At 65.2% G+C, this 21398-nt stretch carries 18 protein-coding genes; 12 read left to right on the top strand and 6 right to left on the bottom strand.

Going from position 1 to position 21398, the window contains the following annotated elements:
- Positions 1–25 precede the first annotated feature (25 nt).
- The 5 genes from FJ940_RS21415 to FJ940_RS21395 all read left to right on the top strand — a co-directional run bounded on the left by FJ940_RS21415 (position 26) and on the right by FJ940_RS21395 (position 7163).
- The gene (locus FJ940_RS21415) at positions 26–2827 is read left to right on the top strand and encodes a [protein-PII] uridylyltransferase (protein ID WP_140559740.1); all 2802 of its coding nucleotides are present in this window, start codon (positions 26–28) and stop codon (positions 2825–2827) included.
- Positions 2828–2873: 46 nt separating this feature from the next.
- Positions 2874–4481, top strand: coding sequence for a murein biosynthesis integral membrane protein MurJ (murJ, locus tag FJ940_RS21410; RefSeq protein WP_140497127.1), 1608 nt, complete (start codon positions 2874–2876; stop codon positions 4479–4481).
- A 172-nt stretch (positions 4482–4653) separates the two neighbouring features.
- Entirely contained in the window at positions 4654–5721 is a 1068-nt protein-coding gene (trpS, locus tag FJ940_RS21405; RefSeq protein WP_140497129.1) for a tryptophan--tRNA ligase, read from the top strand.
- A gap of 103 nt (positions 5722–5824) precedes the next feature.
- Positions 5825–6316 (top strand): universal stress protein, encoded by a 492-nt coding sequence (locus FJ940_RS21400; protein WP_140497131.1) that lies wholly within the window; start codon positions 5825–5827, stop codon positions 6314–6316.
- 277 nt (positions 6317–6593) lie between these two features.
- Positions 6594–7163, top strand: coding sequence for a NifU family protein (locus FJ940_RS21395; RefSeq protein WP_140497133.1), 570 nt, complete (start codon positions 6594–6596; stop codon positions 7161–7163).
- Positions 7164–7312: 149 nt separating this feature from the next.
- On the opposite strand, the gene FJ940_RS21390 is transcribed toward FJ940_RS21395, so the two are convergent.
- Positions 7313–7930: a L,D-transpeptidase gene (locus FJ940_RS21390; RefSeq protein ID WP_140497135.1), complete on the bottom strand. Its 618-nt coding sequence runs from the start codon at positions 7928–7930 to the stop codon at positions 7313–7315.
- A gap of 223 nt (positions 7931–8153) precedes the next feature.
- On the opposite strand from FJ940_RS21390, the gene cueR reads away from it, so the two are divergent.
- The 3 genes from cueR (at position 8154) to FJ940_RS21375 (ending at position 9721) form a co-directional block, all read left to right on the top strand.
- A complete protein-coding gene (gene cueR / locus FJ940_RS21385; protein ID WP_140497137.1) occupies positions 8154–8573 on the top strand; it encodes a Cu(I)-responsive transcriptional regulator in 420 nt (139 codons plus the stop codon).
- 50 nt (positions 8574–8623) lie between these two features.
- Positions 8624–9043 (top strand): OsmC family protein, encoded by a 420-nt coding sequence (locus tag FJ940_RS21380; protein ID WP_140512955.1) that lies wholly within the window; start codon positions 8624–8626, stop codon positions 9041–9043.
- A 177-nt stretch (positions 9044–9220) separates the two neighbouring features.
- Positions 9221–9721, top strand: coding sequence for an MmcB family DNA repair protein (locus FJ940_RS21375; protein ID WP_140513550.1), 501 nt, complete (start codon positions 9221–9223; stop codon positions 9719–9721).
- 31 nt (positions 9722–9752) lie between these two features.
- Here the strand turns inward: FJ940_RS21375 and nhaA are convergent, their stop codons facing one another.
- The 5 genes from nhaA to FJ940_RS21345 form a co-directional block, all read right to left on the bottom strand.
- Positions 9753–10949 (bottom strand): Na+/H+ antiporter NhaA, encoded by a 1197-nt coding sequence (gene nhaA / locus FJ940_RS21370; RefSeq protein ID WP_140497141.1) that lies wholly within the window; start codon positions 10947–10949, stop codon positions 9753–9755.
- A 280-nt stretch (positions 10950–11229) separates the two neighbouring features.
- A complete protein-coding gene (locus FJ940_RS21360) occupies positions 11230–11793 on the bottom strand; it encodes an ActR/PrrA/RegA family redox response regulator transcription factor (RefSeq protein WP_140497143.1) in 564 nt (187 codons plus the stop codon).
- 63 nt (positions 11794–11856) lie between these two features.
- Complete coding sequence (locus FJ940_RS21355; RefSeq protein WP_140497306.1) at positions 11857–13188, bottom strand: ActS/PrrB/RegB family redox-sensitive histidine kinase; 1332 nt, start codon at positions 13186–13188, stop codon at positions 11857–11859.
- A 72-nt stretch (positions 13189–13260) separates the two neighbouring features.
- Entirely contained in the window at positions 13261–15852 is a 2592-nt protein-coding gene (gene hrpB, locus FJ940_RS21350; RefSeq protein WP_140657818.1) for an ATP-dependent helicase HrpB, read from the bottom strand.
- A 47-nt stretch (positions 15853–15899) separates the two neighbouring features.
- Positions 15900–16790 carry a DMT family transporter gene (locus FJ940_RS21345; protein ID WP_140497147.1) on the bottom strand — a complete coding sequence of 297 codons (891 nt, stop codon included), beginning with the start codon at positions 16788–16790 and terminating at the stop codon, positions 15900–15902.
- A 27-nt stretch (positions 16791–16817) separates the two neighbouring features.
- Here FJ940_RS21345 and FJ940_RS21340 point away from each other — a divergent pair, with 27 nt between their 5' ends.
- The 4 genes from FJ940_RS21340 to FJ940_RS21325 all read left to right on the top strand — a co-directional run bounded on the left by FJ940_RS21340 (position 16818) and on the right by FJ940_RS21325 (position 21323).
- A complete protein-coding gene (locus FJ940_RS21340) occupies positions 16818–17507 on the top strand; it encodes a PIG-L deacetylase family protein (protein WP_140580546.1) in 690 nt (229 codons plus the stop codon).
- A gap of 241 nt (positions 17508–17748) precedes the next feature.
- Positions 17749–19656 (top strand): propionyl-CoA synthetase, encoded by a 1908-nt coding sequence (locus FJ940_RS21335; RefSeq protein ID WP_140657816.1) that lies wholly within the window; start codon positions 17749–17751, stop codon positions 19654–19656.
- A gap of 137 nt (positions 19657–19793) precedes the next feature.
- Positions 19794–20873 (top strand): acyltransferase, encoded by a 1080-nt coding sequence (locus FJ940_RS21330; RefSeq protein ID WP_140657814.1) that lies wholly within the window; start codon positions 19794–19796, stop codon positions 20871–20873.
- Between the two features lie 129 nt (positions 20874–21002).
- A complete protein-coding gene (locus FJ940_RS21325) occupies positions 21003–21323 on the top strand; it encodes a putative quinol monooxygenase (RefSeq protein WP_140497155.1) in 321 nt (106 codons plus the stop codon).
- Positions 21324–21398: the final 75 nt, after the last annotated feature.

Below are 21398 nucleotides of genomic sequence, written 5' to 3'. Positions count from 1 at the left end.
CCAAAAGGCAAGGCCAACCGGTACCATGGCGAAAATCTCCCTGAAGCTCGATGAACTGATCGACGGCGACGCCTTGCGCCGCGAGATGACCGCGCTGACGGCGGCCACGACCGGGGACGGCTCCGGATCGGCCGCCCGCGCCGGGGTTCTCCAGCTTCTCAAGGGCCGGCTCGCCGCGGGCCGCAAAACAGCCGAGGCCATGCTGAAGCAGGATGGCGGCGGCAATGCCTGCGCCGAGCGGCTGTCGCATCTGATGGATGAGCTGATCCGGGCGCTCTACGATTTTGTCGCGACCCATGTCTACCGGGTAAAGAACCGGTCGGTGGCCGAACGCATGGCCGTCGTCGCGGTCGGCGGCTATGGGCGCGGCACGCTGGCGCCGGGATCCGACATCGACCTCCTGTTCCTGTTGCCCTACAAGCAGACGCCGTGGGGCGAACAGACAGTCGAATACATGCTCTACATGCTGTGGGACCTCGGGCTGAAGGTCGGCCACGCGACCCGCAACATCGAGGAATGCCTGCGGCTGTCGCGCACCGACATCACCATCCGCACCTCGATCCTGGAAGCGCGCTTCCTGTGGGGTGAGCAGAAGCTCTACGACGAACTGATGCTGCGCTTCGACCATGAGGTGGTGCGCACCACCGGACCGGAATATGTGCAGGCCAAGCTCGCCGAACGCGACGAGCGCCATGCCAAGGCCGGCGAAAGCCGCTATCTGGTCGAGCCCAACGTCAAGGACGGCAAGGGCGGCCTGCGCGACCTGCAGACGCTGTTCTGGATCGGCAAATATTTCTACCGGGTGCGCACCGGCGAGGAGCTGGTCGAGAAGGGCGTCTTCACGCAGGCCGAATACCGCGAGTTCCAGAAGGCCGAGGATTTCCTGTGGGCCGTGCGCTGTCACATGCATTTCCTCACCGGCAAGGCCGAGGAGCGGCTGCATTTCGACATCCAGCGCGAGATCGCGGAGCGGCTGGGCTACACCACGCATCCCGGCCTGTCGGCGGTCGAGCGCTTCATGAAGCACTATTTCCTCGTCGCCAAGGATGTCGGCGACCTGACCCGCATCTTCTGCGCCGCGCTCGAAGAGGAGCAGGCCAAGCATGTGCCGGGCTTCAACCGCATCTTCCTCACCTTCCAGCGCCGCAAGCGCAAGCTTGCCGGCACGTCGGATTTCATCGTCGACAACCACCGTATCAACATCGCCGACGACCAGGTGTTCGAGCGCGATCCGGTCAATCTGCTCAGGCTGTTCTGGTTCGCCGACAAGCACGGGCTGGAGTTTCACCCCGACGCGCTGAAGCTGCTCACCCGCTCGCTCGGCCTGGTCAACAAATCGCTCCGGCGCGACGAGGAGGCCAACCGGCTGTTCCTCGACATCCTGACCTCGGACCGCAACGCCGAGCTCAATCTGCGCCGCATGAACGAGGCGGGGCTGCTCGGCCGGCTGATCCCCGATTTCGGCAAGATCGTCGCCATGATGCAGTTCTCGATGTACCACCACTACACGGTCGACGAGCATCTGATCCGCTGCATCGGCGTGCTGGCCGAGATCGAGCGCGGCGACGGCGAGAAGGTGCATCCGCTGTCGCATTCGCTGATGCCGGGACTGAGAAAGAGCCGCGAAGCGCTCTACGTCGCCGTGCTGCTGCACGACATCGCCAAGGGCAGGCCGGAGGACCATTCGGAAGCCGGCGCGCGGATCGCCCGGCGCATCTGCCCGCATATGGGACTTTCGACCGCCGACACCGAAACGGTGGCCTGGCTGGTCGAGAACCATCTGGTCATGTCGATGACGGCGCAGACGCGCGATCTCAACGATCGCAAGACGATCGAGGACTTCGCCTCGATCGTGCAGTCCGTCGAGCGGCTGAAGCTGCTTCTCATCCTCACCGTCTGCGACATCAGGGGCGTCGGACCGGGCGTCTGGAACGGTTGGAAGGGCCAGTTGCTGCGCACGCTGTACTACGAGACCGAACTGCTGCTCACCGGCGGCTTCTCGGAAGTGTCGCGCGCCCAGCGCACGGCGGCGGCGCGCGAGTGCCTGGCCGAAGCCCTCGCCGGCTGGCCCGACAAGATCCGCAAACGCTATGTCGGCCTGCACTATGAGAATTACCTGTTGACCGTCGACCTGCCGGACCAGCTTCGCCACGCCGAATTCATCCGCGAGGCGGATGCGTCCGGCAACAAGCTCGCCACCATGGTCAAGACGCACCAGTTCGAGGCGGTGACCGAGATCACCGTTTTGGCGCAGGACCATCCGCGCCTGCTGTCGGTGATCGCCGGCGCCTGTGCGGCGGCCGGCGGCAACATCGTCGACGCGCAGATCTTCACCACCTCGGACGGCCGCGCGCTGGACACGATCCTGATCTCGAGGGAGTTCGATCGCGACGAGGACGAGCGCCGGCGTGCCGAGCGCGTCGGGCGGCTGATCGAGGACGTGCTGTCGGGCAAAAGCTGGCTGCCGGAGATGATCGAGAAGCGCACCAAGCCCAAGCGCGGCGCCAAGGTCTTCCGGATCGCGCCGCGCGCCGAAATCCGCAACACGCTGTCGAACCGATTTTCGGTGATCGAGGTCGAGGGGCTGGACCGGCCGGGCCTGTTGTCGGAGATCACCGGAACGCTGTCCGACCTGTCGCTCGACATCGCGTCGGCCCACATCACCACCTTCGGCGAAAAGGTGATCGATACGTTCTATGTCACCGATCTCACCGGCCAGAAGATCGACAGCCCGTCACGCACCACCACCATCCGCAACCGGCTGACGGCGACGCTCGAGGGCACGGCCTCCGAACGCGGCAGCAGGACCAGGGCCGCCGCCGAGTGAGCGCCACCATCACTTTGTCCCAATCGCGCAGGCAGTCTCCAAACGCATGAGCCTCGTCAAGAAATTCGCTACGGTCGCTTCCGGCACGCTGATGAGCCGCGCGCTCGGTTTCGGCCGCGAGATGCTGATGGCGGCAGCACTGGGCACCGGACCGGTGGCCGACGCCTTCAACGCCGCCTTCCAGTTTCCCAACACCTTTCGCCGGCTGTTCGCCGAAGGCGCCTTCAACGCCGCCTTCGTGCCGCTGTTCGCCAAGGAGATCGAGACGCACGGCACCGACGGCGCCAAGCGCTTTTCAGAGGAAGTGTTCGGGGTGCTGTTCACGGCGCTGCTGGCGCTGACCATCGCCATGGAACTGGCGATGCCGCTGATCGTGCGCTACCTGGTGGCGCCGGGTTTCGCCGACACGCCGGGCAAGTTCGAGACGACCGTCACTCTGGCGACGATCATGTTCCCCTATCTCATCTGCATGTCGCTGGCCGCCATGATGGCGGGCATGCTGAATTCGCTACGCCGCTATTTCGCCGCGGCGATCGCGCCTGCCTTTCTCAACATCATCCTGATCAGCGTGCTTGGCTATGCCTGGTATCATGGGCTGGATGCGCATGCCGTCGGCTTCAGCCTGTCCTGGGGCGTTCTGGCGGCGGGCCTCGTGCAGCTCGCCATCGTCTGGGTGGCGGTTCGCAACGCCGGCATCTCGATCGGTTTCCGCCGGCCGAAGATGACGCCGAACGTGAAGCGGCTCCTGATCCTGGCGCTGCCGGCGGCGATCACCGGCGGCATCACCCAGATCAACCAGCTGATAGGCACCGCCATCGCCTCGGCGCAGGACAGCGCCGTCTCCTCGCTCGCCTATGCCGACCGCGTCTACCAGCTGCCACTTGGCGTGGTCGGCGTCGCCGTTGCGATCGTGCTGTTGCCGGAACTGTCGCGGGCGCTGAAGTCGGGCAATCTGATCGAGGCGGCCAATCTGCAAAACCGCTCGGTCGAATTCACCTTGTTCATGACCTTGCCGGCTGCGGTGGCGCTCTGGGTCATGTCTGAGCCGATCGTGCGGCTGGTCTATGAGCGCGGCGCGTTCGCCGCCAACCATTCGACGCCTGTCGTGGCGGCGATCCTGGCGATCTTCGGGCTTGGCCTGCCGGCCTTCGTGCTGATCAAGGCGTTCACCCCGGGCTATTTCGCCCGCGAGGACACACGCACGCCGATGATCTTCGCCGCCATCTCGGTGGCGGTGAACGTCGCCACCGCGCTGACGCTGTTTCCGAGGATGGGCGCGCCCGGCATCGCCGTGGCCTCGGCGGTGGCCGGCTGGGTCAACGCGCTGATGCTGCTCGGGGTGCTGATCCGGCGCGGCCATTGGGGCCGCGACGTGCCGCTTCTGAAGCGCATTCCGCGTCTGGTGCTCTCGGCGGGGGTGATGGGCGTCGCCCTCTATTTCGCCGAACACTGGCTGAGCGCCAGCCTCGGCTCCGGCTCGCCGCTGGTCGTCAAGGCGACGACGCTGCTGGGGCTGGTGGCCGGCGGGGCGCTGCTCTACTTCGTCACGGCCTTTGCCAGCGGCGGCGCCGATTTCGGCATGATCCGCCGCAATGTGAAGCGCGGCTCAGGCAAAGCGACACCACCAGCCGTAAACGCCGAGCTGGACGAGTAGGCCGGGCAGTCCGACTGCAATAGCAGTCTTGATCGCAGCGTCATGTTCGTCCATAAGCGCGCCGTCGCAAGACTTTCGCCGCACGCGGTTTCCAGCCGCGTGATTGGCTCCGAAAAGTCTGCAACTTTTCGGAATCACGCTTATACGGCCCTCCACAAGCCACGAGGAAACCATGTCCGCCTTCAAGCCACTCGTCTTCTCCGGCGTCCAGCCAACCGGCAATCTGCATCTTGGCAATTATCTCGGCGCCATCAAGAAATTCGTCGCCCTGCAAGAGACGTCCGACTGCATCTACTGCGTCGTCGACCTGCATTCGCTGACGGCCCAGCTGGTTTACGACGACCTCAAGGACCAGACGCGCTCCATCACCGCGGCATTCCTTGCCTCCGGCATCGATCCGAAGAAGCACATCGTGTTCAACCAGTCGCGGGTGATGCAGCACGCCGAGCTCGCCTGGATTTTCAACTGCGTGGCGCGCATCGGCTGGATGAACAAGATGACGCAGTTCAAGGACAAGGCCGGCAAGGACCGCGAGAACGCCTCGCTCGGCCTGCTTGCCTATCCCTCGCTGATGGCAGCCGACATCCTGCTCTACCGCGCCACCCATGTGCCGGTCGGCGAGGACCAGAAGCAGCATCTGGAACTGACGCGCGACATCGCCCAGAAATTCAACAACGACTTTTCGGACCGCATCGCCGGTCTTGGCGTCGGCGTCGAGATGCAGGTCGGAGAGGAAATTGTGAACGGCTACTTTCCGATCACCGAGCCGGTCATCGGCGGGCCGGCGGCGCGCATCATGTCGTTGCGCGACGGCTCCAAGAAGATGTCGAAGTCGGACCCGTCGGATCTGTCGCGCATCAATCTGACCGACGATGCCGACGCCATCTCCAAGAAGATCCGCAAGGCCAAGACCGATCCGGAAGCCTTGCCGAGCGAAGTGGACGGCCTCGCCACCCGGCCGGAAGCGGAAAACCTGGTCGGCATTTATGCCGGCCTTGCGGACATATCGAAAGAGGCGGTGCTGAAGGAGTTCGGCGGCCAGCAGTTTTCGGTGTTCAAGCCGGCACTGGCCGACCTGGCAGTCGAAAAACTGGCTCCCGTCGCCGCCGAAATGCGCCGCATTTCCGATGACCGCGCCTATGTCGACGCGGTACTGCGGGACGGCGGCGAGCGCGCCGGCGTGCTGGCCGAAGCGACGATGAAGACGGTGCGCGACATCATCGGGCTGCTGCAGGACTGATCCGCATCCTTATGCCCCGCACCATACCGGCCAAAGACCGGCGGCTTGCCGCCGGTCAGCCGCAGTGGCAGATTGCGGCCGAAATGACATCGAGTAAATAGACATGGTCTCCAAACGCCTCAGCCGCGAAGCCGGACATCGCCGGAAGTTCCTGGCGATCATCGACGATACGCCCGAATGCGAGCGCGCCGTCGCCTACGCCTCGAAGCGGGCGCTGAGCACCAGCGGCGTGCTGGTGCTGCTCTATGTCATCGAACCGGACGATTTCCAGCACTGGCTGGGCGTCGAGAAGATCATGCGCGAGGAGGCGACCGCCACCGCACGCACCGCGCTCGACAGCTATGCCAACAAGGTGCGCCAGAAGCTCGGCATCGAACCCGAGATGGTGGTGCGCGAGGGCAAGCCCACCGAAGAGATCCACAAGCTGATCGAGGAAGATCAGGATATTGCCATCCTGGTGCTGGCGGCCGGCGCCGGCAAGGAAGGGCCCGGGCCGCTGGTCGGCGCGGTGGCCGGCAAGGGCGCCGCCTTCCCTATCCCGGTGACCGTGGTGCCGCAAAACCTTTCGGACGAGGAGATCGACAGCCTCGCCTGAAGTGTATCGATATTCGGGTGATGCCGGCCTACAAATGGCGGGTTCCTGCGCTTCCGGTGCTCACGTACTTCAAGTACGCTCCGCTCCGGTTCTCGGAAACCACATTTTCGACTCGGCCTGACCCGAATCTCGACACACTTCATAATGCTTGGCAGGAGTAGCAAAAACATTCTGCCAGCCAGCCGTTCGGGCGACGCGTTTCGCTTGAATGTCCAGCCGATAGAGCTTATTTAGAATTATTCCAAACTATCTGCCCGAGACGGGCACGGAGACGGCCATGTTCATCCAGACCGAATCGACGCCAAACCCGGCGACGCTGAAATTCCTGCCCGGCAAGGAAGTGCTCTTGGAAGGTACCGCCGATTTCCGTGATGCCGACAGTGCGGCGACGGCCTCGCCGCTGGCCGGCCGGCTGTTCGAAATACCGGGCGTCACCGGCGTCTTCTTCGGCTACGACTTCATCACCGTGACCAAGGACGGGCCCGACTGGCAGCATCTGAAGCCGGCGATCCTGGGCGCCATCATGGAGCATTTCATGTCCGGCGCGCCTGTCATGGCCAATGCCGGCCCCGCCGCGGAGACTAGCCAGACCGGCGAGTTCTACGACAAGGCCGACGAGGAACTCGTCATCACCATCAAGGAGCTGCTCGACACACGGGTGCGCCCGGCAGTGGCCCAGGATGGCGGCGACATCACCTTCCGCGGCTTCGAGAACGGCACCGTGTTCCTGCACATGAAGGGCGCCTGCGCCGGCTGCCCGTCATCGACGGCGACGCTGAAGCACGGCATCCAGAACCTGCTCCGCCACTTCGTTCCCGAGGTCCAGCAGGTCGAACAGGTCGCCTGACCATTCGTCTTCGCCGAGCGCGGCGACGATTCTCAAAAAGCAAGCAACAAAAAACCGGGCCGAATTGCCCGGTTTTTTGTTGGGGACGTCCGTTGTTGCCTAGACGGTCCGCGTACGAACGGTTTTGACCATGAACCTCGCGGTCACGGTCAGAGAACGATGACCTTGGCGCCGACCTCGGCGCGATCGTAAAGGTCGATGATGTCCTGGTTCATCAGCCGGATGCAGCCCGACGACATCGCCTTGCCGATCGAGTTCCATTCCGGGCTGCCATGCAGGCGATAGCCCATGTCACCGCCCTTGTTGAACAGGTACAGAGCGCGCGCGCCGAGCGGGTTCTTCAGGCCCGGCTCCATGCCGCCGGCGAACTTGGCGAGTTCCGGCTGGCGCTTGATCATCTGCGACGGCGGCGTCCAGGTCGGCCATTCGCGCTTGATGGCGACATGGGCGGTGCCATGCCACTCGAAGCCCTCGCGGCCGACGCCGATGCCGTAGCGAATTGCCCGGCCGTCACCCTCGACGAAGTAGAGGAACTTGTTCTGCGTATCGACGATGATGGTGCCCGGCTTTTCCTTGGTGTCGTAGTTCACCTCCTGCCGGTGATACTTCGCGGGCACCTTTTCGATCGGGATGCGCGGCAGCTGGTAGCCGGCGTCGGTCACCGCGCCATAGTCGTTGGAGAATATCTGCCCGCCAATGGTGCTGCAACCGGCGAGTGCGGTGGACAGCGCCAGTGCGGCAATTACTGCAAGCGACTTCATGCGCATGAGGTGATCCGTGCCCCGCCAAACATCCGCGGCACGAGTCGGCCGCTTTCTTGCCATCATTCATGCTGGCATTTGCTTTGCTTGCCAAGTACGCGATGCCTATATGCAAGACCTCACCTGCCGGTAAGCCAGCAACTGCGGCATTTCGGCAACAGCCTTCACCGGATTGTGAAGGAAATTCAATGGCCATGACTCTCGGGCCAGCAGGAATCGAGGAACAACCATGAATGTCGGCGACGCCGCCCAGCGTTCCGGTCTGCCAGCCAAGACCATCCGCTACTATGAGGAAATCGGCCTGATCGCGCCTGCGCGTGCCGGCAACGGCTATCGCGACTATTCGGGCGACGACATCCATCGGCTGACCTTCCTGCGCCGTGCCCGCAACCTGGGCTTTTCCATCGACGATTGCCGCCAGTTGATGGCGCTTTACCAGGACCGCAGCCGCGCCAGCCACGACGTGCGCGAGATCGCCACCGCCCATGTCAGGGCGATCGAGGAGAAGGTGCGCGAGCTGCAGTCGATGCGATCGACCCTGCAGAAGCTCGTCCAGGCCTGCCATGGCGACGACCGGCCGGACTGCCCGATCATCGATGACATTGCGGGAACCGCGCCGCTCGGCGATAAAGCCGTCACGGTCGCATAGATCCGTGCCGGCGAGGCCCGACGCCTCTCGGCTACGGAGGGAGGATGCCGATGGCCTCGATGACTGTCGAACTGCACAATGTCGAAGGCACCGAAGCCGCCATGGGCTGGGCCGGCGGCCACACGATCGTCGTCGACCGGCCCGAGGGCAAGGCCGGCGGCATGGGCCTGGGCTTCAATGGCGGCCAGCTGCTGGCGCTGGCGATTGGCGGCTGCTTCTGCAACGACCTTCGCTATGTCGCCGACGAGATCGGCGTGAAACTCGGCAGGATCGCCGTCTCGGTGAGGCTTGATCTCGACGGCAAGCCCCTGCTGGCGACCGCAGCAAGGATGACGGTTTCCTGCGAGACCTTGGACGGGTCCGATCCCCAAAGGATCATTGACCGTGCCAGCGCGGTTTCGACGGTCAGCAACTCGTTGCGCCAGGGCGTGCCGGTTACGATCGAAACGACGGGGCCTGGTCGCTCATAAACGCCAGGACTTCTCCCGCGCCGTAGGTCGTCCCGCCACGTTCACCCATCACGGAAAGTGAAGGTGGCCATACGGTTCTCCGTGCCTGCTCATGCCATCGAGCACCCATTGATTTGGGTGGCCACCAAATGAGCGGTACGGGTTCAAATCGTGAACAAAATCTGGCATGGTCCCGTCATGCCAATCATCTCACCGATTCCCCTGAACCCGCTCATCGATGGCCGCCAGTCTGAACGCGCCATGCTGGTGCGGCGCGGGGTGCAGCGGCTGCTCCGCGAAATGGGCGCGCATGTGCTGCCCGAACTGTCCCTGGCGACCGGCCGCCGCGCCGACCTCGTGGCGCTGACCCGCCAGGGCGACATCTGGATCATCGAGATCAAGTCCTCGGTCGAGGATTTTCGCGTCGACCGCAAATGGCCCGACTACCGGCTGCACTCGGATCGCTTCTTCTTCGCCACCCATCCCGGCGTGCCGGCGGAGATTTTTCCCGAAGAATGCGGCTTCATCCTCTCCGACGGCTATGGCGCCGAGATTTTGCGCGAGGCGCCCGAGCACCGCATGGCGGCGGCTACGCGCAAGGCGCTGATGCTGCGCATCGCGCGGGCCGGTGCCGCGCGGCTTTTGGCGGCGGAACTCGCCGGAGTGGCCGTGCCGGCGCTGGAGGGGGAGAGCGAGTAGGCTGCCTCGCAGAACCTGCGCTTGTGGACCTCTACTCCTCGCCTTCATCCGCCCCGCTCGCCGCCGGCGCCATCAGCAGGACGGCCGCGCCGAGCAGCGCTGCGACCAGGGAGCCGGAGAGAATGCCGACCTTGACCGCGTCCTGCAGCGCCGTGTCGCTGGCGAAGGCGAGCAGGCCGATGAACAGGCTCATGGTGAAGCCGATGCCGCACAGCAGCGAGATGCCGATCATGTGCAGCCAGCCGGCATGGGCCGGCAGGTCGGCGAGACCGAAGCGGATGGCAAGCGCGGAGGAGCCGAACACGCCGACCAGCTTGCCGACGACGAGGCCGGCGGCAACGCCGAGTGTCAGCGGCTCGAACAGCGCGCCGACGCTGAGGCCCGCCAGCGAAACGCCGGCATTGGCAAAGCCGAAGATGGGGATGACGACGAAGGGCACTATTGCGTGCAGGCCGTGCTCGAGCCGGTGCAGCGGCGAATGGTCGAGATCGTGTTCGATGCCGGCTGTGCGTTCGAGCGGAATGGTTAGCGCCAGCGCCACGCCGGCAAGCGTGGCATGCACACCCGACTTCAGCACCAGCACCCACAGGATCGCACCGAGCACGAGGTAAGGCACGAGGCTCATCACCCGCATGCGGTTGAGCACGACAAGCGCGGCGATCACCGCGAAGGCGGCGCCCAAATAGGCAAGCGACAGACCGCTCGTGTAGAAGATCGCGATGATGATCACCGCGCCGAGATCGTCGATGATGGCAAGGGCGGTGAGAAAGATTTTCAGCGAGGCCGGCACGCGGCTGCCAAGCAGCGATAGCACGCCGAGCGCGAAGGCGATGTCGGTAGCGGTCGGGATCGCCCAACCGGACAGCGCGCCCGCATTGTCACGGTTGATGGCGACATAGGCCAGCGCCGGCACCACCATGCCGCCGGCCGCCGCGATGCCGGGCAGCACCCTGCGCGGCCAGGTCGAGAGCTGGCCGTCCAGCATCTCGCGCTTGATCTCCAGGCCGACGAGCAGGAAGAATACCGCCATCAGCCCGTCATTGACCCAATGCGACACGCTGAGCGGGCCGAGATAGGCGTGGAGGACGGCAAAATAGGTTCCGGAGAGCGGTGAGTTGGCGACGATCAAGGCCAATGCCGCCGCTACCATCAGCATGATGCCGCCGGCCGCCTCGCTGTCGAGAAATTCGCGCAAGACGGAAACCGGCCGCTGTTTCAAGTCCCGCATGTCACCCTCCGTTGCCTTTCCAAACGCTGGCGCCGCCCCTCACCTGCCTGCCGGCATCCTCTCCCCGTATAGTGACGGGGAGAGGGACGCTGTCATCGCCGGTTTCGCCAATCGCCAGCGTTGCGGAATGGGCGCCAGCGTTGCGGCCAGCCTCTTTCTCCCCGTCACTATACGGGGAGAAATGCCCGGCAGGGCAATGAGGGGCGGGGCCGAGTTCGACAATTGGATGCTTCCCCGTAAGCAGAAACCGGTCCGAAGGAATGCTCAGCGCATCGCGCTCCTAGCGCGGCGCGCGCTTGGCCAGGATGCGCTGCAGGGTGCGGCGATGCATGTTGAGGCGGCGCGCGGTCTCGGAGACGTTGCGCTCGCACATTTCGTAGACACGCTGGATGTGCTCCCAGCGCACGCGGTCGGCCGACATCGGATTTTCCGGGGGTGCGGCGCGCTCGCCGGCCGTGCGGGTGAGCGCGGCAAAGACGTCGTCGGCGTCGGCCGGCTTCGATAGATAGTCGACGGCGCCGAGCTTCACCGCCGTCACCGCGGTGGCGATGTTGCCATAGCCGGTCAGGATAATCGCGCGGGAATCCTCGCGCTTCTCACGGATGGCGGCCACGACGTCGAGGCCGTTGCCGTCGCCAAGCCGCATATCGACCACCGCGTAGGCGGGCGGATTGGCGCGTGCCTTGCCGACCGCCTCCTCGACGCTCTCGGCCGTTTCGACCACGAACCCCCTGGTTTCCATGGCGCGGGCCAGACGGGTCAGGAACGGTTTGTCGTCATCGACGATCAGAAGCGAGGTGTCCTCGCCCTCAACCATTGCGCCACTGTTTTCATCGCCTGTCATCGTCTTGAAATTCCTGCTGCCTTAATTTTACGCAGATATAGTTTTGCGTCGCGATTGTCCAATTTACGCGGTGTCAAACATCGTCGCGGGCGCCGATTCCGGGTTCAGGAAAACATTTCTGGGCCATGAAATCCGCACCATGGCGCCCTCGCCCAGTCCGCTCGAATTGCGAAAGTCGAGCGTGGCGCCCGATCGCTCGAGCAATGTCTTGGCGATGAACAGGCCCAGCCCCAGCCCGCCGCCGGCCTCCGTGCCCTGGCGTGTCGACATATAGGGCTCGCCGATGCGGTCGATGATCTCGGGCGGAAAGCCGGGACCGTCATCGATGATCGAGAAGGAGACGGTGGCCTCGTCCCAGCTCCAGCGCACGGTGACGCTCTCGCGGGCGAAATCGACGGCGTTCTCCACCAGGTTGCCAAGGCCGTAGATGACGCCGGGATTGCGGCGCCCGACCGGCTCGGGGCCGCTGCGCTCGCCGGGCCTGAGCTTGATCGAAATGCCGAAGTCGCGGTGCGGCGCGGTGACCTCCTCGACCAGCGAGGTCAGCGGCAGGCGGGACAAATGCGCCTCTCCCTCGGACGACAGGCTGGTCAGGCGCTTGAGGATCTCGCGGCACCGCTCGCTCTGGGAGCGCAGCAGCGTCACATCCTCCCCGTATTTCGCGTCCTTGCCGAGCGCCTTTTCCATCTCCTTGGCGACAAGCGTGATGGTGGCGAGCGGTGTGCCCAGCTCATGCGCGGCGGCGGCGGCCAGCCCGTCGAGTGCCGACAGATGCTGCTCGCGCTGGAGCACCAGTTCGGTGGCGGCGAGCGCATTGGCCAGGAGGCGGGCTTCCGCGGCCACGCGGAAGGCGTAAATGGCGGTGAAGGCGATCGAAGACAGCACCGCCATCCACATGCCGGCAACATAGATGAAGGGCATCGCCAGCGGCGCGCCTTCATGCCAGGGCAATGGCAAATGGAAAAAGACCAGCAAGGTCGCCGTCGTCATCACCAGCCCCCCAAGCACCGCGGTCAGGCGCAAGGGCAGCGACGTCGCCGAAATGACCACGGGCACCGTCATCAGCAGCGAGAACGGATTGGTAAGGCCGCCGGTCATGTAGAGCAGGCCGGCAAGCTGGAGGCTATCAAAGATCAGGATGCCGAAGGCGGCGAACGGCGTGAGCCGGTGCGCGGCCGGGAACCGAAAGGCAAGGATCAGGTTCATCCAGGCCGAACAGGCGATCAGGGCAAAGCACAGGCTGACCGGCAGTGGGAATTTCAGGCCGTAGGCGACGAAAAGCACCGTCACGCTCTGGCCGACAATGGCAAGCCAGCGCAGCCGGATCAGCGTGTTGAGGCGCAGTCGCTGGCTCTGCTGGAAGTCGGGAGAACGCAATACGTTGATCATGGCCATGAAATACAGCCGCGAAGCGGCGAGCGCTAGGTGGATGACGAAGCGATGGCGTTTGCGCCAATCGCCAAGCAACTACGTCCCGCGCGGCTTGGCGCGGCTGGTGGCGGCGGCGAGCAGCGGATTTTCCGGCCATACGTGTTTGGGGTAGCGGCCGCGCATGTCGGCGCGCACATCGGCCCAGGAGCCGCGCCAGAAACCGGGCAGGTCGCGCGTCGTCTGGATCGGCCGGTGCGCGGGCGACAGCAGTTCGAGCGTCAGCGGCACGGTGCCGCCTGCGATTGCAGGGTGCCGGTCGAGGCCGAACAGTTCCTGGACACGAACCGCCAAAACGGGCCATTCGCCGTCATAGCGGATCGGCACGCGACTGCCGGACGGCACGTCGAAATGGGTCGGCGCAAGCGCGTCGATCCGGCGCTGCAAATCGTGCGGCACAAGCGCCGTCAGCCCGGCCGGGACGACACCCGGATCGATGGCCGAGAAGGATGCGGCACCCGACAGGAACGGCAGCAGCCAGTCGTCGAGGCGATCGATAAGTGCCGTGTCGGACATATCGGGCCACGGCGCCCCAAGGCCGCGATGCAGCCAGGACAGGCGCTGGCGCAGCGTCTCGGCCTCGTTGCTCCAGCTCAGCAGCGAAAGTCCATGTTCGCGCAAGGCGTCAAGCATGGCGCGGTCGGCCTCATTGCCGGTTGGCGGAGGCAGCATGCGCTCGGCCAGCGTGATGGCGCCGAGGCGTACGGTTTCGCGCACGCGCACGGCGCGGCGCTCGCGATCGAAGCTCGTTTGCCTGCGGGTTTCGATCCTGTCCGCCAGTGCTGAACGAATATCGTCCTCGCTGATCGCCGCCGCCGCCGTGATGCGCGCATTCTGCGCCTTGCCCTGCAGGTCGGCGACAACCAGAAACGCCTCGCCGGCAAGCGGATCGGCAGCATCGAGCATGGCACCGGAGCCGTTGGCCAACACGAAACGCCCGCGCTCGCCGCGCGCCTTGGCGACGCGGTCGGGCCAGGCATGGATGAGGAGAGGACCAGCGCTGCCACCCTCCCCCTTGTGGGGAGGGTCGGCGCGTAGCGCCGGGGTGGGGGTGCGGCGCCAAAGCCCCCCGCCCCGCTCCGCTTCGCGGATCGACGTTCCGGGGCGAGCCACGGGTCTCGCCCGTCCTTCGGACCCCCATAAGGGGGAGGGTGAAGAGGCCTGCCTCGCCAGGCGTTCGGCGAGTTGCCGCGCGGCGGTGGCGCGCGGCGATCTTTCCTGGCGAAAGCGCATCAGCCGGCGTTCGAGATCGGCGCCGTCACCGCCCAACCCGCGCTCGGTCAGCAGCACCGCGAGCATGGCCGCCTCGCCGGCATGGCCGCCGCGGGCCGCCTCGGCGACCATATGCGCCAGCCGCACCGGCAGAGCGAGCTTGCGCATCGCGGCGCCCGCTTCCGTCAGCCGCCCCGCCTCGTCGATGGCATCAAGCGCGCGCAGCAGCGCCCTTGCCTCGTTGAGCGCCGGGGCCGGCGGCGGATCGAGGAAGGCGAGGCTCGTCGGATCGGCGACACCGAAGGCGGCGCAGTCGAGCAGCAGGCCGGAAAGGTCGGCCTCGAGGATTTCCGGCGGGGTGAAGGCCGGAAGCGACGCCGTCTGTTCGGCGCGCCACAGTCGGATGGCGACGCCGGCCTGCGTGCGTCCGGCACGGCCGGCGCGCTGGTCGGCGGAGGCCTTGCTGGCGCGCACCGTCTCCAGCCGCGTCAGGCCGCTGGCCGGCTCGTAGCGCGGCAGCCGCGACAGGCCGGAATCGATGACGACCCGCACGCCGTCGATGGTGATGGAGGTCTCGGCGATCGACGTAGCCAGCACCACCTTGCGGCGGCCCGCCGGCGCCGGCCTGATCGCCGCGTCCTGCGCCTTGCCATCGAGCATGCCGTAGAGCGGCACGATATTGGTGTCGGCGCCGACCTTGCCGGCAAGCCGCTCGGCGGTGCGCTCGATCTCGCGCTGGCCGGGCAGGAAGGCAAGCACGCTGCCGCTCTCGTCGGCAAGAGCGGAGCGGATCGCCTTGGCCATGGCATCTTCGATTGCGATGCCGGCCGGCCGTTCGTCGTAGCGGATGTCGACGGGAAAGGCACGGCCTTCGCTTTCGATCACCGGCGCGCCCGACAACAGCTTCGCGACACGGGCGCCGTCCAGCGTCGCCGACATCACCAAGACGCGCAGGTCCGGCCGCAGCGCGCCTTGCACGTCGAGCGCCAAAGCGAGGCCGAAATCGCCGTCGAGCGAGCGCTCGTGGAATTCGTCGAAGATCACGGCCGAGATTCCGGGCAGTTCGGGATCGTCAAGGATCATCCGCGCCAGCACACCTTCGGTGACGACCAGTATTCTTGTCCGGGCCGAAGTGCGGTTCTCCATGCGCATGGCATAGCCGACGGTGCCGCCGGGCTCCTCATCAAGCAATTCGGCCATGCGGCGGGCGGCGGCGCGGGCGGCGAGCCGTCGCGGCTCCAGCAGCACGATCTTGCCCGTGCCCAGCCATGGCGCATCGAGCAGCGCCAGCGGCACCAGCGTCGTCTTGCCGGCGCCGGGCGGCGCCACAAGCACGGCGCCGTTGCCGGAGCCGAGCGCATGGCCCAGCGCCGGCAGCACGGCGGATACCGGAAGCTCCGGCAAGGCTTTTGTCGTCATCGCGCCCGCATATCAGCGCTCGTGGTCGCGATGCAACCGGCGCGAGATCAAAGCCGGGTGCGCGAAAACGGGTTCCAGCGCACCGTGCCCAACCGTACTTCCTCGCGCACCATGGTGAGCAGGCCGGACCCACCGACGACCGCGAGGCCGACCAGCGACAGCCAGTCAGGATATTCCCGGAAGAACAGCGCACCGAGGATGACCGCCCAGACCATCTGCGAATAATGCGTCGGCGCGATCCGGTTGGCGGGCGCGTATTTGACGGCCAGCAGCTGCAGCAATTGTCCGCATGCGGTGAAGGCGCCGGCCATTATCAGCCATGCAAGCTGCCTTGCGTCGGGAAGCGTGAACGAAGTGGCGGCGATGCCGATGCCGTTGAACAACAGGCCGTAGCCGATCAGCACGCCGAGCATGGTCGTGCGCTTTTCCTGCTTTGCCAGCGAGCGCATCAGGATGACGCTGGCGGCTGCCAGAAAGGCCACGCCAAAGGCGGCGAGGTGCCCAAGATTGAGTTCGCGAAAACCCGGTCGCACCACCAACATGACGCCGGCAAAGCCGGCGACCACCGCCAGCCAGCGCCAGGGCCCGACCTTTTCCTTGAGGACGACCGTGGAGAGGATGGTGACGCAGAGCGGCGCCAGGAAGACGAGCGCGTAGACTTCGGCCAGTGGAATGGTGGTGAAGGCATAGACGCTGAGCACGCCCGAGGCGATGCCGGCCCAGGCGCGCGCCTGCACCGCCCAAGGCCGTTTGGTGCGCCAGAAATCACGCCAACGCTCGTCCGCCGGCCGGGTGAAGAAGAGAAAGCAGCCGGCGAACAATATCGAGAAGAAACCGATCTCGAACACCGTGAACTGCCCGCCCAGGCTTTTGACAACGGCATCGCTGCCCGAATAGCTTGCATAGGCGATCAGGGCGAGCAGGATTCCGTTCGTCACGTTTTTCCATTTCCGGGGAGAGAAGCGTTGAAAATACTGGCGCTCGGCGCGCATCCTGACGACATCGAGATATTCATGTTCGGTACGATGGCGGCCTATGCGGCGCAAGGCGCAGAACTGACTTTTGCCATAGCCACGGATGGTGCCAGGGGCGGCAAGAGCGATCCCACGGTTCTCGCCCGTGTCCGTCGCGAGGAGGCAACGGCCGCGGCCGCGCTGCTCGGGGCGGCGCCGCGCTTCCTCGACTTTCCCGACGGCAGGCTGGTGGCGGATAACGCGCTGATCGGCGCGCTGAAGACGCTGATTGGCGAAACCGGACCGGATCTGGTGATTACCCATGCGTCCAACGACTATCACGCCGACCACCGCGCGCTGTCGGACGCCGTGCGCATCGCGGCGTCGTTCGCCGTACCGGTGCTGCATGCCGACACGATGGGCGGCACCGGATTCTCCCCGACCCATTATGTCGAGATATCAGCCCAGGCCGAGATCAAGGCCAAGGCGATCCGCCTGCACCAGTCGCAGGATCCGGAGCGCTTCGTCGACATCGCCCGCACGCAGAATTTTTTTCGCGCCGGCCAGTGCAACGGCGCGCCGGGATCGCAGGCCGAAGCCTTCCGCTTCGAGCCGATGTTTCCCTTCGCCGACATTCGCGACCTGCTGCCGCCGGCGCCGCCGATCCGGCCGGTGATGGTGAGCACAAAAAGGATCGACTGACCCGGAAGACGGCTGCTCGATCGCGGTGACCATGCCCGACGACGAGACCACCGGCTGACGCGCCGGTGCACACGGCCACATGGGAACGCCCGGGCCGGACCGTGCTTTTCTTCCCGGAGGCCACGATGTCGCACCTTTGTGGCCAGGACCGGACCGGATCAGACGAATTGAGGGAAGACATCGCCGGAAAAAACAGCATAGGCTATCGCCAGGACGGCAAATCTTCCTGGGGAGGAAATGGATGGCTTCACGCTATCACGAGGTCTATGACGGCTGGAAACGCGACCCGGAAAAGTTCTGGGCGGATGCCGCCGACGCCATCGATTGGTACACACCTTATGACAAGGTGTTCGATGCGGAAGCCGGCGTTTATGGCCGCTGGTTTACCGGCGCCACCTGCAACACCTGCTACAATGCCCTCGACCGGCATGTCGCCGGCGGGCGTGCCGACCAGATCGCGCTGATCCATGACAGCGCCATCACCGGCACCGTGAAGACATTCACCTATGCCGAGCTCAAACGCGAAGTGGTGGCGCTGACCTCGGTGCTGAAGAACCGCGGCGTCGGCAAGGGCGACCGCGTCATCATCTACATGCCGATGGTGGCGGAAGCGGCCATCGCCATGCTTGCCTGCGCCCGCATCGGCGCCGTGCATTCGGTCGTCTTCGGCGGTTTTGCCTCGCATGAGCTCGCCACCCGCATCGACGACGCCAGGCCGAAGGTGATCATTTCGGCCTCCTGCGGCCTGGAGCCCGGCCGCGTCGTCGCCTACAAGCCGCTGCTCGACAAGGCGATCGAGATATCCCGCCACAAGCCAGACGCCTGCCTGATCCTGCAGCGCGACCAATTGCGCTGCGAGCTCAGGGACAATTACGACATCGACTATGCGGACGCGGTCGCGCGCGAGCGGGCGGCCGGCGCCAATGTCGACTGCGTTCCGGTGCTTGCCACCGACCCGCTCTACATCATCTACACGTCAGGCACGACCGGCCAGCCCAAGGGCATCGTTCGCGACAATGGCGGCCACATGGTGGCGCTCGAATGGACGATGGAAAACGAGTTCGGCGTCAAGCCCGGCGAAGTGTTCTGGGCGGCGTCCGACGTCGGCTGGGTGGTCGGCCATTCCTACATCGTCTACGGGCCGCTGCTGCATGGCTGCACCAGCATCCTGTTCGAAGGCAAGCCGGTCGGCACGCCCGATGCCGGCACCTACTGGCGGGTGATCGCGCAGCATGGCGTGGTCGCCCTGTTCACCGCGCCGACGGCGTTCCGCGCCATCAAGGGGCAGGATCCCAGGGGCGAATTCGTCGCCAGATACGACCTGTCGAAATTCCGAACGCTGTTCCTCGCCGGCGAGCGCGCCGATCCCGAAACCATCAAATGGGCGGAGCAAAAACTGAACGTGCCGGTCATCGACCATTGGTGGCAGACCGAGACCGGCTCGCCAATGACCATCAACCCCGCGGGCCTTGGCCTGCTGCCGGTAAAATACGGCTCACCCGGCGTGCCGATGCCCGGCTACGACATCCGCGTGCTCGACGATGCCGGCCACGAGGTGCCGCGCGGCACGCTCGGCAATGTCGTGGTCAAGCTGCCGCTGCCGGCGGGCTGCCTGCCGACGCTGTGGAACGCCGACGCCCGTTTCCGCCAGGCCTATCTCGACGAGTTCCCCGGCTTCTACAAGACGGCCGATGCCGGCATGATCGACGAGGACGGCTACCTCTACGTGATGGCCCGCACCGACGACATCATCAATGTCGCCGGCCACCGGCTGTCGACCGGCGCCATGGAAGAGGTGCTGGCAACGCATCCCGATGTCGCGGAATGCGCCGTCGTCGGCATCGCGGATGCGATGAAGGGCCAGGTTCCGCTCGGCTTCGTCGTGCTCAACGCTGGTGTCTCGCGCGAGATCGGCCTTATCGAGAGCGAAGTGGTGGGGCTGGTGCGCGAGCGCATCGGCCCGGTCGCCGCCTTCAGGACGGTGGTGACGATCAAGCGGCTGCCGAAAACGCGGTCGGGAAAGATCCTGCGCGGGACCATGCAGAAGATCGCCGACAAGGAAGACTGGACCATGCCGGCGACGATCGACGACCCGGTCATCCTCGACGAGATCACGGCCGTGCTGAAGGAGCGCGGCATCGGGGTCTAGATGATCGGGCGCAGCAGACCCGATCCTTCCGTTTGTTGAGCGGTCGGCGCCAACTGTCACATCTGGCCAATCTTTTGTTGTGCAATGCAACAACAGACTCTAGGGTTTGGCTTGGGGGGCCATTCCAAAGGCACGGCATGGCTCAGCACAAGGCGACATTCGGCGGCGTCGACATATTGCGTTTCCTGGCCGCCGTCATGGTGATGTTCTATCACTATGGCTTCTGGGTATGGGCATTCCCTGACGGGGTTTCGGCGCGCGCGACCGGCGGCATCCCGCCCCATCCCGAAATGGCCTTGGTCGGCTCCGGCTGGGTCGGCGTGCAGATATTCTTCGTCATCAGCGGTTTCGTCATCGCCTTCAGCGCCGAGAATTCGACGCCGCTGCGGTTTTTCGAGGCAAGGGTGAAAAGGCTGGCGCCGGCGGTCTGGATCTGCGCGCCGGTGACCGCGGCGGTGCTGCTGCTCACCGGTCTGAGCTGGCCAACCGATGCCGTGATCAGGCTCGTTCGCACCGGCCTTTTCGCGCCCTACGGCCCTTGGGTGGACAGCGTCTACTGGACGCTCGGCATCGAGATCGCCTTCTACGCTGTCGTCTGGACCCTGTTGCGGCTTGGCCGCTTCCACCTGATGGAGACGGTGGCAATCGCGATCGGCCTCGTCAGCACGCTGTTCTGGTGCCTCTATTATCCGCTCGGCTGGTCCGACCTCGCCGAGACACGCTGGCTGCAGCTCGTCCTGGTGCACCATGGCTCTTTTTTCGCCGTCGGCGTGCTCATCTGGCTGATGCGGTTCAAGGCGGTGACGGCCTCGCGCCTGGCCTTCTGCCTGCTGTTCCTGGGCGGGGGCGTGCTGCAAATCGCCAGCTCGGTCGACGTCCACAGCATCAAGGTCGGTGCCGCGATGCCCTATGCGCCGCCGATCCTTGTCTTCCTGGTCGCCATCGCCCTAATGGCGTGGTCGCTGCGGCTCGACCTCAGCTGGAGCGGCTGGCGCCGGATCGGCTTGATGACCTACCCGCTCTATCTGATCCACGACGTCATCGGCGCGGCGATGCTCGGCGCGATGGTCGGCGCGGGATTTCCCTATCTCCTGTCGATGGCAATGGTCGGCGCGACCATGATCGCGGCAAGCTGGCTGGTGGCGACCGAAGCCGAACCGCGCATCCGGCTGCTGCTCGACCACACGGTGTTCCGCTACCGGCTCAGGGCCGCCTAGTCGCGATCTTGTTGACCAATTGACCAACGGGCACCTCGGTGCCTTCCTCGCAGGAGCGCACTGTCCAGCCGCAGGGTTCCGAGGCCTGGATAGTGAGTCGCGGCCCTGTACAAAGTTAGGGACCAATCGATGCGGATCGTCAGGATAGCCGAACTGGAAATCGATCCTGACCAGATCGACAGCTACAAGGCCCTGATTGCCGAAGAGATCGAGGCCTCCGTGCGAATCGAGCCGGGCGTGCTTTTCCTTCATGCCGTGTCGGAAAAAGGTGCGCCTGAAAAGGTGCGCGTGATCGAATGCTACGCCGATCAGACGGCGTACGAAGCCCATCTGACCACACCGCATTTTCTCAAGTACAAGACGCAAACGGCGAACATGGTGCGGTCGCTTCGGCTTATCGAAACCGACCCGATCGCGCTGTCTGCGAAACCCGGTCAGAACTCAAACTGACCAGGGCTTGGATCGACACCGCCGTCCATCCAGAGCGGACGACCGACCTGCCGTCGAAATCGCTGGCAAGCGAAA

The organism is Mesorhizobium sp. B2-3-7, assembly GCF_006442695.1.
Taxonomy (GTDB): domain Bacteria; phylum Pseudomonadota; class Alphaproteobacteria; order Rhizobiales; family Rhizobiaceae; genus Mesorhizobium.
This window is presented reverse-complemented; position numbering and strand designations above follow the sequence as displayed.